The sequence below is a fragment of the Streptomyces xinghaiensis S187 genome (genome assembly GCF_000220705.2).
Taxonomy (GTDB): Bacteria; Actinomycetota; Actinomycetes; order Streptomycetales; family Streptomycetaceae; genus Streptomyces; species Streptomyces xinghaiensis.
In genome coordinates this window covers 6,012,228-6,026,139 of the sequence record NZ_CP023202.1, presented here as the reverse complement: position 1 = coordinate 6,026,139, position 13,912 = coordinate 6,012,228, and the positions used below count along the sequence as shown (strand labels likewise).

The following is a 13,912-nucleotide window of genomic DNA, read 5'->3' as shown; positions in this document are numbered from 1 at the left end:
GCCGGACGGCCGGACGTTCCGGCGTCCGGGCACCCCGGCGTCCGGACGCCCCTGACGCCCTGACGGACACTCCGGCCGGGCCCCCGCCCGGCCGGGCCGGAGCCGCCGTCACGGGCCGCCGCCGCCCTCTTCCCCGCATGGGGGAGGGGGCGGCGGTTGTGTACGGCGCCGGCCGGCACCGCCCGTCAGGCGGCGTGCCGCCCCGGGGAGCCGGGCGGGCCGCCCCGGCCCCAGCGGCGCGGGCCGCGCGCCGGGGTCCCGTCCGGGCCGCCGCCCGGGCTCCGGTCCGTCCCCCGGTCCAGGGCCGCCGCGGGGCGGGCCGCGGCGGCGCCGAAGCGGGCGCGGGCCCGGTCGGTGACGGCCTCGATCCGGCGGGACTTGTCGTCGGCCGTGTCGAACGTCAGTTGGCGCGCGGCGTGTTCCACCGGTGTCAGGTCCTCCGCGCGCAGCGCGACGGCGCGCACGCGGGCGCGCTGCAGACCGAGGACGTCGTGCAGGGCGTACGCGGCAGCGGTCAGCGCCGGGGTGTGGTCCGTGGGCTCGGCGAGGGCCCGGGTGCGGCTGGTCGTGGAGCGGTCGGCGTAGCGGACGGTGAGGGTCAGCGCCCGTGCGACCCGCCCGTCCGTACGGAGCTGTGCCCCGAGCTCGTGCGCGAGCGTCAGCAGCGCCCGGCGGCGCTGGTCCGGGTCCAGTTCGTCGTGGTCGAAGCGGTGCTCGGCTCCGGCGGAACGGGCGGGGGCGTTCGGTGTGACGGGGGTCGGGTCGATGCCGTGCGCCTGTTCGTATACCCGCCGCCCGGTGGACGCGCCCAGGATGCGCTGGAGGGTGGCGGGCGGTGCGGCGGCGATCCGGTCGACGCTGTCCAGCCCGTAGGTGGTCAGGGCGCGCACGGTCGCCGGCCCGACGCCGTGCAGTCCGGAGGCGGGCTTGCGGGCGAGGAAGGCCGTGACCGCCCGGGGCTCGCCGGGGACGGTACTGATCGCGCCGGGCGGGCCGTCGTGCGCGGCCATCCGGGCGAGCAGCGGGTTGGCCGCGACCCCGACGGTGCAGTCGACGCCGTACCGGGCGAGCGCCCGTACCCGGACGAGGGCGGCGAGTTCCGCGGCGTCCCGGCCGAAGTAGCGGAGCGCGCCCCGGACGTCGGCGAGCGCGGCGTCGGGCGGCAGGGCCTGGACGACGGGGGTGAACTCGGTGAGCAGCCCGCGCAGTCCCTCGTAGGTCTCCTCGTCGGGCGGCCCGCCGCCGTCGGCGGCGCGGAAGCGCAGGTACAGCACGTGGGGCCGGGCCGGGGCCGTCCCGGCGGCGCCCTGCCCGGCGGGACGGTTCCCGGCGGCACCGGCATCGGCACCGGCTCCGGCTCCGGCAGAGGCGGCGCCAGCGGGCGCGCCGCTCCCCGTGCTCCTCCCCGTACTCCTCTCCGTGTTCACCGGCCCGCGCTCCCCGGGCTGGAGTGCCACAGCTTGCGGCCGGTGGCGGCGCCCTCGCCCGCCGGGCGCAGATCCGCCCACGGGTGCATCTCGTAGCCGTTGGCGAGCCGTATACGGCGGCCGTCCGCCGGCCCGGCGGCCCCGGCCGCCCCGGCACCCCCGCCGTCCCCGGCCGCGTCATCCGCGCCGCCGTCGTCACCCGCGCCGCCGGCCGGCCCGTCCTCCGCCGGCGGGCCCGCGTCTCCCGGGGCGCCCGGGCGGGCGGAGCCGGGTGCCGCGAGACGGGCCGCGACCGCCTCCAGGCCGCCGTCCTTCCGGAGCGCGGCGAGTTCGGCGAGGTCCCAGGCGCGGCGGCCGACCACGGTGAGGCTGCGGGCACCGCGCCGCTCCACGGTGCCGCGGACGAGCAGCAGCCAGGAGTGGAAGACGGTGTGCGCGCAGTCGGCGTGGCTGTCCTCGAAGAAGGTGCAGTCGGCCAGCCCCGTCCCGTCGTCGAGGGTGGTGAAGACGATGCGGCGGCCGGAGCGGATGGGCGGGGTCTGGGTGGACGCCTTGGCGCCCGCGACGAGGACGGTCTCGCCGTGCCGGGCGGCGCGCAGCCGGCGGGCCGTGACCACGCCCAGCTCCTCCAGGAAGGCCGTGTGCTCGCTCATGAGGTGGCGGGAGACGTCCATGCCGAGCACGCCGAGCTCCGCGCCGGTGCGTTCGGACGCGTCGAGGTCGGGCAGCCCGGCCGGTTCGGTGACGAACCCCGCGCCGCCCGTGCCGCCCGCGCCGTCGGCGGCGTCGAGCGGGAGCTGGCCCGGGTGGGCGGCGGGGTCCTTCTGCCGGCGGTACAGCTCGCTGATGTGCAGCAGCAGGTCGCGGCGGTTGCCGCCGAAGGCGTCCAGCGCGCCGACCTGGGCGAGCCGTTCGGCCACGGGACGACCCGGCCGGGCCCGGCGCCACAGGTCGGACAGGGAGGTATAGGGCTGTCCGGCGGCGATGCGCCCGGTCTCGGCCTCGCTGATGCCGTGCACGTCGGAGAGGGCGAGCCGGATGCCGTAGACCGCCCCGGCCCCTTCGGCCGCCCCGGCCGCCGCGGTATCCCCGCTGTTCCCGGTCCTTCCGGTCTCCTTCCCGCGCTGTTCCTTCCGCCCCTCCCGCACCCCCTCCTCAGACACCAGTTCGATTCGATAGGCGGCCCCCGACCGGTTCACGTCCAGCGGCAGGATCGGCACCCCCCGCCGCCGCGCGTCCGCCAGCAGCAGCCGCTTGGGGTACATCCCGGGATCGTGGGTGAGCAGGCCCGCGTAGAAGGCCGCCGGATGGTGTGCCTTGAGCCAGGCGGACTGGTACGTCGGCACGGCGAAGGCCACGGCGTGCGCCTTGCAGAAGCCGTACGAACCGAACGCCTCCACGATCTCCCAGGTGCGGGCCACCACCTCCGGCGCGTATCCCCGCCCGGCCGCCTCCCCTGCGAACCAGGCCCGCACCCGCCCCTGCCGCTCCGGTACGGACAGCGCGCGCCGCGCCTCGTCGGCCAGCCCCCGGTCGCAGCCGGTCATGACCGAGAGGATCTGGATGATCTGCTCGTGGAAGACGACGACGCCATGGGTCTCGCGCAGCGCCGGCTCCAGGTCCGGATGCGGATAGCGCGGCGCCCGCCGCCCGTGCCGGGCCTCGATGAAGGGCCGGACCATGTCGGCCGCGACCGGGCCGGGCCGGAAGAGCGAGATGTCGACCACCAGGTCGTGGAAGGTGGCGGGCTGCAGCCGGCCGACCAGATCGCGCTGGCCGGGCGACTCGATCTGGAAGCAGCCGAGGGTCTCGGCGGACCGGATCAGCTCGTACGTGGCCGGGTCGCCCGGCGCCACCTGCCCCGGGTCGTCCAGGTCCAGCCGTTCCCCGGTCTCCCGTTCGATCTCGGTCACCGCGTGCGCCATCGCGGACTGCATCCGCACCCCGAGGACGTCGAGCTTCAGCAGCCCCAGCTCCTCCACGTCGTCCTTGTCGAACTGGGACATCGGGAAGCCGTCCGGGCCGGCGCTCGCGACCACCGGGGTGCGGTCCCGCATCGAGGCGTCCGAGAGCAGCACGCCGCACGGGTGCATGGCGATGCCGCGCGGCAGCCCGTCCAGGGCCTCGACCAGCCCCCACAGCCGCTCGTCCGCGCCGTGCCCGGCCGCCACCTCGCGCAGTTCGGGCAGTTCGCTCAGGGCGGCGCGGGCCTCACGGGCCCGGATGTGCGGAAAGGCCTTGGCGAGCCGGTCGGTCTCGGCCGGGTCCATGCCGAGCGCCGTCCCGACGTCGCGGATGGCGTGCCGCACCCGGTAGGTCTCGGGCATGGCGACGGTGGCCACCCGGTCGGCGCCGAAGCGGTCGAAGATCGCGCGGTAGACGTCGAGGCGGCGCGCGGACTCGACGTCGATGTCGATGTCGGGCAGCGCGGCCCGGCGCTCCGAGAGGAAGCGCTCCATCAGCAGGCCGTGCTCCACCGGGTCGGCGTGTGCGATGCCGAGCAGGTGGTTGACGAGGGAGCCCGCGCCGGAGCCGCGCGCCGTGACCCGGATGCCCAGGGCGCGGGTGTCGTCCACGACCCGGGCGACGGTGAGGAAGTACGAGGCGAAGCCGAGCCGTTCGATGGTGCGCAGTTCGTCCTCCAGCCGTTCCCAGCGCCGCCGGTCCCGGTCGTGGCCGCGCAGCACCATGGCGGCGGCGCAGCGGGAGCGCAGCACGCGGTCGGCGGTGCGCCGGCCCGCGCCCACCAGGCGCGGCTCGGGGAAGTGGACGGTGCCGAGGCCCAGGTCGTCCTGGGGGTCGACGAGGCACCGGGCGGCGGTCCGTTCGGTCTCCGCCAGCAGGCGGTGCGCGGCCTCCCGCCGGAAACCGGCGGCCTCCGCGACGCGCAGGGCGGTCTCCGCCATCTCCCGGGGCCCTTTGAGCCACCCTTCGCCGCTGTCGAGGGAGCCGGGCCGGCGCGGGTCGACGGGGACGAGCCGGCGGGCGGAGTCCAGGACGTCGGCGACCGGGCCCTGCCCGGGATCGGCGTAGCGGACGGCGTTGGTCAGCACGGCCGGTACGCCCTGCTCGGCGGCGAAGCCCAGGGTGCGGGCGGCGAGCCGCAGCGACCCGGGCGCGGTGGCGCTCCGGGCCTCGTCCGGCCGCCGGTGGTGGGTGACCTCCAGCCGGAGCGCGTCGCCGTACAGCTCCCGCCAGGGGGCGAGCAGCCGGGCGGCACGGTCGGGACGGCCGGCGGCGAGGGCGCGGCCGGGCTCGGAGTCCGGGCCGAGCAGGACGGTCAGGCCGCCGCCGGCCGCGGAGCGCTCCAGGGCGCCCCGGTCGTCCAGCAGGGGGCGTCCGCTCTCCCCGGTGTGGGCGGCGGAGACCAGACGGCACAGGGCGGCCCAGCCGGCGGCTCCGTCCCGGGCGAGGAAGACCGCGCGGGGCGCGGACTCGTCGATGAACGCCCCGCCGCGCACCGGCGTGCGCCGGCGGACCGTACCCCGGTCCGCGCCGCCCGGTGCGGGCGGGCCGCTCCCCGGTCCGCGCCGCTCCGTACGGCCCGGCCGGCCGGCGGGCGGCAGCACGTTTTCGGCCACGGCGAGCCCCGCCCCGAAGACCGGCCGCACCCCCGCTCCGGCGCAGGCGCGGGCGAACCGGACCGCTCCGGCCAGGGTGTCCCGGTCGGTGAGGGCGACGGCGTCCATGCCGCGCTCGGCGGCGCGCTCGGCCAGCCGCTCGGGGTGCGAGGCCCCGTAGCGGAGGGAGAAGCCCGAGACGGCGTGCAGATGAGTGAACCCGGACATCCGCACCTCCTGCCGCTCGCACACCCCCTGACCAGCCCTGCTCTCCGTCCCCCGGCACCACCATAACCAATTTCTCGAACACTCGTACGATACCTGCGCCGGAACCGGAGTCCGCCGGGACCACCGGCCGCGGAGCCCCGGGAACGCCGCCGGCCCCCGGACACCAGGGGTGTCCGGGGGCCGGCTTCCGCCGCGGAATCCGCGGGGACGGCGCGTACGAGACGCGGGGGGCGCGTCAGCCGATCGAGGCTCCGAACGCGGAGAGCGCCTCGGGGACCGGCTGGAAGAAGGTCGTGCCACCGGAGGAGCAGTCACCGCTGCCGCCCGAGGTCAGACCGAGCGCCGTGCTGCCCGCGAAGAGCGAGCCGCCGCTGTCACCGGGCTCGGCGCAGACGGTGGTCTTGATCAGACCCGAGACCGACCCCTCCTGGTAGTTGACGGTCTCGTTGAGGCCGGTGACCTCGCCGTCGTGCACCTGGGTGGTGCTGCCGCTGCGCTGGACCTGCTGGCCCACGGTCGCGTCGCCGGCCCGGGTGATCTCCTGGGTGCTGCCGTTGTAGAGGTTCACCGCGCTGGGGTGGTCGGCGCCGGAGGCGTACTTCACCAGGGCGTAGTCGTTGCCCGGGAAGCTGGACTCCTCCATGGTGCCGATCGCGGCGCCGCCGGCGGAGTCGGACCAGCTGCTGCCCTGCTCACCGCAGTGGCCGGCGGTGATGAAGTACGGCTCGCCGCCCTTGACCACGTTGAAGCCGAGCGAACAGCGTCCGCCCCCGCTGTGGATGGCGTCGCCGCCCGCGGCGAAGGGCTTGAACTCGCCGGCGACCCGCTCGACGGCCGCCCGGCCGTCCAGCCCGTCGACGACCTTGTTGAGCTTCTCCAGCTTCGCGCCCTTGACCGTGCTGTCGGCCGTGACGACGACCTTGTTGGTCACCGGGTCGACCGACCAGGAGGTGCCCGGGATGGTGGCCTCGGCCTTCAGGGTGGCGCGGGCCGACTTCAGCTCGGCGAGGGAGTGCTCCACGACTCTCGCCACGGCGCCCCGCTCGCGGACGCCCTCGGCGGCGCCCTCGTCCACGACGTTGACGACGAGCTTCCGCTCCTTCGCGTCGTAGTACGAACCGGCGGCCTCGTCCCCGAGGTCGGAGAGGAGGGTGCCGGCGAGCTTGTCGGCCGAGGCGACCGACAGGGTGGCGGGGGCCGGGGCCGGGTCCGCGGTGGTCGCGTTGGCGCTGTTCAGCGTGAACGCGCCGGCGACGAGGGCCGCGACGCCGGCTCCGGCGATCGCGATGCGGTGGCTGGGTATGCGTCGGTGCTTCAAGGAGTGGCCTCCAGTGGGGGGTTGGGCCCTGCCGTGGGGAGCGTGGGGCCCGGAGGAAAGATGCCGTACACCGCGGCACGGCGGCGACGCGGGGTCGCGTTCATGCCAACGAGCCACGAGTATCGCGACGGGCGGACGGCGCACACAAGGTCAACTTCCGGTCCCGCACAGAAAAGGCGGAACCACATCACAGCACGGACACTCATCGCTATCCGTGCTCGCCTACACGCTCAGCGGACACTTTTCCTCACCCAGCGCGACGAGGAGCGGCTGACGACCACTCAGGGAGAGGACTACGCCTGGCCGAAAACATTCCCTTGAGTACCGGAATCCGGCACCGCCCCACCGCTTGACGGTCACTTTCCGAGCAGTCCGGGGACCCGGGAGCCCTCCGCCCACACGGAACCCCGCGCCCCGGAAACGGGGATCGCGGGGTACGGAAGTCCGGGGCCGGGGGCGGGGGCCGGGGGGCGCCCGGGCCCCGGGAAACAGCGGCCCGGCGAAGCCGGAGGCGCGGGGCCGCACAGATGCGCACATGCGCGCGGAGGTACCCGGAGGTACGCGGTACGGGGAGGCGCACGGCCCACGGAAAGACGCGCGGAACGCGGAGAGTCCCCACCCGGTCGACTCGGGCGGGGACTCTCTCAGCCGGCGGGGTGGTGCGCCGGCCCGGGGCTCAGTAGATGCTCACGCCGTACGCGTTGAGCGCCTCGACCACCGGCTGGAAGAAGGTCGTGCCACCGGAGGAGCAGTTACCGCTGCCGCCCGAGGTCAGACCGATCGCCGTGCTGCCGGAGCGCAGCGAGCCGCCGCTGTCGCCGGGCTCGGCGCACACGTTGGTCTGGATCATGCCGTAGACGACGTCGCCGCCGCCGTAGTTGACCGTGGCGTTGAGGCCGGTGACCCGGCCGCTGTGGGTACCCGTGGTGCTGCCGTGGCGGGTGACCGACATGCCCACGCTGGCGTTCGCCGCACCGGTGATGTCCACGCCGCCGGCGGTGCCCGGGTGGCTGACGGAGCCGTCGTAGCGCACGAGGCCGTAGTCGTTGACCGGGAAGCTGGAGCCGACCGTCGGGCCGATGACGGTGCTGCGGCCGGAGTTGGACCACCAGGTGCCCGCACCGTCGGTGCAGTGGCCGGCGGTGACCATGTAGTAGGTGGAGCCGGAACGCACGTTGAAGCCGGCGGAGCAGCGCCAGCTGCTGGCGTAGATGGCGTCGCCGCCCTGGACGTACTTCTGGAAGACGCCTTCCGTGCGCTCGATCTTGAGGGCACCGGCGTTCTTGCCGGCCTCCTTCTTGATCTTCGCGATCTCGGCCTTGGAGACGGTGCTGTCGGCCGTGACGACGACGCTGTTGGTCTCCTTGTCGACGTGCCAGGCGGTGCCCGGGACGTCGGCCTCGAGGACGGCCTCGCTCGCGGTCGAGAGCTGGGCCGCGCCGAAGGCGTCGGCGGTGTCGGCACTGGCGGTCGCCGGGACGGTGAATGCCGCCGCGGCCGCCAGGCCGGAGGCCATGGCGATCAGCCGGGTACGTCTCGCCACCGCGCCGTGGGGGGTCGTGCGCTTGATCCTCACTGCTTCCTCCAGAGAAGAATCGAAAGATCCGCTTGGGGTGGGCGGATCGTGAGGCGCAGTCAGGAACACTCCGGATTCCGGATACGACGTGCCCCTGACAAGCACTGAGGGGAGTATTCGGGGGTGGAACATGAGTCCACAAGGGCCCCTTTCGGCCACGCCTCGGCGCAGACCGACCACCCCGGCGGCCCGTCGGCCGCCGGGGTGGTCCGCTGTTCCGGCGGTATTTGGACGCGGTGGCACGGCTCTGGGTTCCCACTCGGCCCCAACCGCCCCACGCGGCACAGTTCTTCCAGGTGATGGCGGCGATCACCGGCCCGGCGCGGACGACCGCCACCACCCGCGACGCAGGCTCGCACCCCGCGCCCGCCCTCCGCAACGGCCTCCGGGCCGCCCGGGCTCCCGGACGGCCGGTTCAGGTCATGATCGGTACATCACGGACGGACAGCAGTGTCCGAAAATCGACCATCCGACAACACCGGGCGGTAGAGAACCCGCCATCACCCGTTCACGGCCGTTCAGCAGTCGCACGAACAGCACTCGCAGCAGTCACAGCAGTCACCGTCGCACTGCCGGCACCAGCCGTCGCGCTTCTTGTGGTGCCGCCAGGGATCGTCGTAGGACTTCCGGCAGCAGACCTGGCAGGTGCAGAAGAGCCCCGTCCACACCGCGCAGCCGGCGATCAGCCCGCGCTTGCGGGGGTACCGCGGCCCCGGACCGCCAGGACCGCCAGGACCGCCCGCACCGCCCCCGGGTCCCCCCGTCCCCCCGGGCCCGCCAAAGCCGCCGCCCGCCCCGCCGCCGGCATACGGGGACGCTCCCCCCTGTCCCCCGTACCCGCCGTGCGCTCCGCCGGACGGCCCCGGACCGCCGCCCCCGGGGCCGGCGGCATACGGATTCCCGTGCGGATGCCCGTACGGTTTGCCGCCCCCCGGCAGATGCGCGCAGGACGTGGAGCCGAAGGCCCGGTCGACGGAGCGCGCCAGTTCGTGGGCGAGCAGCCGGTGTGCCAGCGCGCCGTCCGTGAACTCGGCCTTCCGCAGCGCCTGCCGTACCCCGCGCACCGCCTCGTCGCACTCCCGGCGCGCCGCGGCCGTATCCGTACCGGTGGCCGTCAGCGGGTTCCAGGCCCCGGTGGCGGCGTCCGCGTCCCGGTCCTCGACCGCGTCGAGCAGGTGCGCGAGCCGCCCGAAGAGCCGCCCGGCCTCCGCCAGCGGACCGGCGTTCTCCTTCCGCCCGGCGAGGACGGCCGTGTACCCGAAGGCCGCCGCGGTGGCCGTCTCGGTGGGTTCGGTGACCGTTCGCAGCGGTGTCCCGGGCCCGGCCGCCGCCTCGACCTCCGGCTGCCGCTCCACGGCCCGGACCAGGACGTCCGTGGCGAAGCCGAGATCCGCCCCCGTCCGCGCGCCGGCCCGGTCCCAGGAAGCGGCGAGCCGGCGCGCCATCGCGGCCGCCGGCCGCCGGGCCAGCAGCCCGTCCCGGTCGGTGACGTGGTCGCGCATTCTGGCCGAGGCCAGCACCAGGGAGACGGCCGCGGCCAGCCGAGCCCCCTCGCCGCGGGCGACGGAAGCGGTGCGCAGCCCGCGCAGCGGGCACGGTCCCGCGGTGCGCCGTCCGCTCTCCGGCCGCTCCGACTGCGCCTCGGTCAGCACCGACACGAGCAGCGCGTCGTAGTGGGTGACGACCCGGGCGAACTGCCCGTGGTCATCGCGGAGTGCGAGGCACAGCCCGCAGAGATGGGCCGTCCACTGCGCACGCAGTTCCCCCGACAGCCGGTGCGGGCACGGCCTGACGATTCCGAACACGGTTCCCCCCGTACTGCGGCCGTTCGGCCCGGTCCGGCGGGCCGGCCGACGGCGCGATGCGATCACTCGCGATCACTTTCATCATATTGACGCCTCGTTCACCCGGATGGATCCGGCGACTTCCGTCCGCCGCGTGCCGATCGGGCCGACGGCCTGTCACCAGGCGCGTCACCGTGAAAAACTGATGCCCTTTTTAGCCTTCTGCACCAGTACCGTCACGAAAAGCGCGTGCGGGGGCTATCCGTTTGGCGCATCATCCGCATCATGGACGACCATAGGAGGGCGGACGGCAGCGACCGCGGGTAGAGAGGAGGCGTCCATGGGATCGGTGCGCAAGGCGAGTGCATGGCTGGGTCTCGTCGATGACAGCGACGAGCGCTACTACGACGACGACTACGCCGAGGACCCCCGGGACGAGGACGCCTGGGTGACCGACCCGCGGGTCCAGGTCGCCGACGAGGTGGCCCAGGACCAGGGCCGCCGGATCGCCACGATCACCCCGACCGGCTTCCGTGACGCGCGCGCCATCGGTGAGCTGTTCCGGGACGGCATCCCGGTGATTGTGAACCTTACGACCATGGAGCCCTCCGACGCCAAACGGGTGGTCGATTTCGCCGCGGGGCTCATCTTCGGCCTGCGCGGCAGCATCGAGCGCGTCGCCACCCGGGTCTTCCTGCTCACGCCGGCCGACTACCGGATCATGCCCGGCGAGCCGGCCGGCCGGACGGCGGACGGCTTCTTCAACCAGAGCTGAGCAGGCCGCCCGGCCCGACCCGGGCCCCGGGCCCACCGGGCCCGGGTCACCGGAAGGCATCGATTCCGGTGAGCGCCTTGCCGAGCACCAGCTGGTGCATCTCGACGGTGCCCTCGTAGGTGAGCACCGACTCCAGATTGGTGGCGTGCCGCATCACCGGGTACTCCAGGGAGATCCCGTTGGCGCCCAGGATCGTCCGGGACGTCCGGCAGATCTCGATCGCCTCCCGCACATTGTTGAGCTTGCCGAAGCTGACCTGCTCCGGGCGGAGCCGCCCGGCGTCCATCCGCCGCCCCAGATGGTGGGCGAGCAGCACGCCCTTGTGGAGTTCGACGGCCATGTCGGCCAGCTTGGCCTGGGTGAGCTGGAAACCGCCGATGGGCCGGCCGAACTGCTCACGGGTCCTCGCGTAGTCGAGCGCCGCCTCGAAGGACGAGCGGGCGGCGCCCATCGCGCCCCACACGATGCCGTACCGCGCGTGGTTGAGGCAGCTCAGCGGGCCCTTCAGCCCGGTGACCTCCGGGAGCACCGCGCCGGCCGGCAGCCGGACGCCGTCCAGGACGAGTTCGCTGGTGACGGAGGCCCGCAGCGACCACTTGTGGGTGATCTCGGGGGCGGAGAAGCCGGGGGTGTCCGTGGGGACGACGAAACCGCGGATCCCCTCGTCGGTCCGCGCCCAGACGACGGCGACCCCGGCCACCGAGCCGTTGGTGATCCACATCTTGCGGCCGTCGAGCACCCAGTCGCCGCCGGCCTCGCGCTTGGCGCGGGTCCGCATGGCCGCCGGGTCGGAGCCGGCGTCCGGTTCGGTGAGCCCGAAGCAGCCGATGACCTCGCCGGCCGCCATGCGCGGCAGCCACTCCCGCTTCTGCTCCTCCGAGCCGAAGCGGTGGATGGCGTACATCGCCAGCGATCCCTGGACGGAGACCAGGGAGCGGATGCCCGAGTCGGCGGCCTCCAGTTCGAGGCAGGCGAGGCCGTACTGCACCGCGCTCGCGCCCGCGCAGCCGTAGCCCTCCAGGGACATGCCGAGCGCCCCCAGCGCCCCGAGCTCCCGGGCCAGTTCGCGGATGACGGGCAGCTCGCCGCGCTCGTACCAGCCGGCGATCTCCGGGAGCACCCGGTCGGCGGCCCACCGGCGCACGGTGTCGCGCACCGCGCGCTCCTCGTCGCTCAGCAGATCGTCGACGCCCAGCGGGTCCCGCGGATCGAACGACGGTGCGGCGGCTGCGGACATGTCTCGGCCTCCATACGGCTGCGGCTCCCGGCCCGGCCCGGGTGATCAGCCGACGCTACGGCGGGGACATCCGCCCTGTCCAGACCCGTCCACGGCACTCCGTGCCACACCGGAGGCGGACTCAGCGGACGGCGCTCGCACCCGCCCGGTCCCGGCGGTGCGGGGCCCGGCCCGCGGCCGGAGCGGCACCGTCCGGCTCGGTTCCCGTGCCCCCGCCGGTGCCGGCGGCGGCCCGGGAGCCCCCTCCGGCACCGCCCGCGCCCCCGGGGCCCGCGAGGACACCGTGCTTCTCCCCGGCCGCCGCGCCGGGCGCGGAGCCGCCCCGGGCGCCACCGGACTCCGGCTCCCCCGTGCCCGGCCGCGCGCACTCCATGCGGCGCGGCAGCCGCAGGGCGGCGACGGCGCCCAGCAGCAGCAGGACCGCGCTGACCGCCAGCGTGACGTGCAGCCCCCGGACGAACGCCTCCCGGGCCGCGGTGCGCAGCGCGTCCGCCGCCGGCCCGCCGAGCCCGCGCGCCACCTCCTGCGCCTCGCCCAGCGAGTGCCCGGCGGCTCTCTCCGCCGCCGCCGGGACTCCGGGTACGCGGGTGACCCCGGGGGCGTAGACGGCGTTCATGACGGTGCCGAGCAGGGCGATGCCGATTCCGGCGCCGAGCTGGTAGGAGGTCTCGCCGATGGCCGCGGCGCCGCCGGCCTGCTCGGCGGGCGCCTCGCTGAGCATCGACTCGTAGGCGCCGAAGAGCGTGGTCTCCAGGCCGAAGCCGAGCAGCAGGAATCCGGTGACGAGCAGGGCGGGCCGGTCGTGCTGGCCCATGGCGGTCAGCGAGCAGACGGCCGCCGCGGTCAGCAGGAACCCGGCCGCGACCATGGTGCGCGGGCCCAGCCACTGGAGCATCCGGGAGCCCAGCAGCCCGGCGGCCATGGCGGCGCAGGTGAGCGGCACCATGCGCAGCCCGGTCTCCAGCGGGGTGAAGCCGAGGACGAGCTGGAGGTACTGGGTGGCGATGAGCTGGAGGCCGACGAGCGCGAGCATCGCCAGCACGATGCAGCCGACGGAGGTGCCGAAGGCCGGGCGGGAGAACATCCGCAGATCGATGAGCGGGTGCTCGCGCCGCCGCTGCCGGCGGACGAAGAGCACGAGCAGCAGGACGCCCGCCAGCAGCGGCACGATGCTCAGCGGGTGGAGCGGGTCCGCGCCGCCGCCGATCCGCTTCACGCCGAGGACGGTGCCCGCGAGGCCGAAGGCGGCCATGAGCGCGCCGAGCACGTCCCAGGGGCCCCGGCCGTCGCCGGTGGACTCGGGGAGGATCCAGCGGCCGACCGGGAGGCAGACGGCCATCAGCGGGATGTTGATCAGGAAGACGGAGCCCCACCAGAAGTGCTCCAGCAGCAGCCCGCCGAGCAGCGGGCCGACGGCCGCACCGACGGCCGCGACCGCGCTCCAGATGCCGATGGCCAGGGCCCGCTCCCGGCGGTCGGGGAAGACCTGGCGCAGGATCGACAGCGTGGCGGGCATGATCATGGCGCCGCCGACGCCGAGCAGGGCGCGGCCGGCGATCAGGACGTGCGGGTCGTCCGCGGTCGCGGCGACGGCGGAGGCCAGACCGAAGATGCCGTAGCCCAGCAGCAGGACCCGGCGGCGGCCGATCCGGTCGCCCAGGGTCCCGAAGAGGATCAGCAGGGAGGCCGCGACCAGCGGGTAGGCGTCGACGATCCAGAGCAGTTCCACCGCGTCGGGGCGGAGGTCCTCGGTGACGGCCGGTACGGCGACGTGGAGGACGGTGGCGTCGAGCGCGACCAGCAGCAGGCTGACACAGAGCACCACCAGGACGGACCAGCGGCCGCCGCCGGCCTGCCGGCGGTGCGGGGGAACGTCCGCCGCCCGTCGTCCGCGGGCCGTGGTCGTTCCTGACATGCGCACCTCCGCGTGTTGCTCTCGCTCTCGGCGGGCTCCGGGCGGGCGGCTCCGGCCCGGGCGGGCCCGGCATCGAGAAGTGAGTGAGACGA

Annotated in this window: 8 protein-coding genes; 1 reads left to right on the top strand and 7 read right to left on the bottom strand. The window is 75.0% G+C overall.

Annotated features, from left to right (window positions below):
* Positions 1-185 precede the first annotated feature (185 nt).
* From SXIN_RS25720 to SXIN_RS25695, 5 genes are all read right to left on the bottom strand, one after another.
* The gene (locus SXIN_RS25720) at positions 186-1,265 is read right to left on the bottom strand and encodes a DNA polymerase Y family protein (RefSeq protein ID WP_095758195.1); all 1,080 of its coding nucleotides are present in this window, start codon (positions 1,263-1,265) and stop codon (positions 186-188) included.
* Between the two features lie 158 nt (positions 1,266-1,423).
* Complete coding sequence (locus SXIN_RS25710) at positions 1,424-5,215, bottom strand: DNA polymerase III subunit alpha (protein WP_095757606.1); 3,792 nt, start codon at positions 5,213-5,215, stop codon at positions 1,424-1,426.
* 235 nt (positions 5,216-5,450) lie between these two features.
* Positions 5,451-6,533: a S1 family peptidase gene (locus tag SXIN_RS25705; RefSeq protein WP_019707081.1), complete on the bottom strand. Its 1,083-nt coding sequence runs from the start codon at positions 6,531-6,533 to the stop codon at positions 5,451-5,453.
* Positions 6,534-7,209: 676 nt separating this feature from the next.
* A complete protein-coding gene (locus SXIN_RS25700; RefSeq protein ID WP_019707080.1) occupies positions 7,210-8,109 on the bottom strand; it encodes a S1 family peptidase in 900 nt (299 codons plus the stop codon).
* A gap of 518 nt (positions 8,110-8,627) precedes the next feature.
* Positions 8,628-9,914 carry a DUF5685 family protein gene (locus SXIN_RS25695; RefSeq protein WP_095757605.1) on the bottom strand — a complete coding sequence of 429 codons (1,287 nt, stop codon included), beginning with the start codon at positions 9,912-9,914 and terminating at the stop codon, positions 8,628-8,630.
* A gap of 319 nt (positions 9,915-10,233) precedes the next feature.
* Between SXIN_RS25695 and SXIN_RS25690 the strand changes: the two genes are divergently transcribed.
* Positions 10,234-10,668, top strand: coding sequence for a cell division protein SepF (locus tag SXIN_RS25690; RefSeq protein ID WP_019708957.1), 435 nt, complete (start codon positions 10,234-10,236; stop codon positions 10,666-10,668).
* Positions 10,669-10,714: 46 nt separating this feature from the next.
* Here the strand turns inward: SXIN_RS25690 and SXIN_RS25685 are convergent, their stop codons facing one another.
* Together SXIN_RS25685 and SXIN_RS25680 are read right to left on the bottom strand one after the other, a co-directional pair.
* Positions 10,715-11,905 carry an acyl-CoA dehydrogenase family protein gene (locus SXIN_RS25685; protein ID WP_019708958.1) on the bottom strand — a complete coding sequence of 397 codons (1,191 nt, stop codon included), beginning with the start codon at positions 11,903-11,905 and terminating at the stop codon, positions 10,715-10,717.
* A 121-nt stretch (positions 11,906-12,026) separates the two neighbouring features.
* On the bottom strand, positions 12,027-13,820 hold the full coding sequence (locus SXIN_RS25680; protein WP_095757604.1) for an MFS transporter: 1,794 nt from the start codon (positions 13,818-13,820) through the stop codon (positions 12,027-12,029).
* Positions 13,821-13,912: the final 92 nt, after the last annotated feature.

Bases quoted from the DNA above. Each gene is read 5' to 3' on its own strand.
- SXIN_RS25680 (WP_095757604.1), bottom strand. From the start codon at position 13,820: ATGTCAGGAACGACCACGGCCCGCGGACGACGGGCGGCGGACGTTCCC.
- SXIN_RS25690 (WP_019708957.1), top strand. From the start codon at position 10,234: ATGGGATCGGTGCGCAAGGCGAGTGCATGGCTGGGTCTCGTCGATGAC.
- SXIN_RS25685 (WP_019708958.1), bottom strand. From the start codon at position 11,905: ATGTCCGCAGCCGCCGCACCGTCGTTCGATCCGCGGGACCCGCTGGGC.
- SXIN_RS25710 (WP_095757606.1), bottom strand. From the start codon at position 5,215: ATGTCCGGGTTCACTCATCTGCACGCCGTCTCGGGCTTCTCCCTCCGC.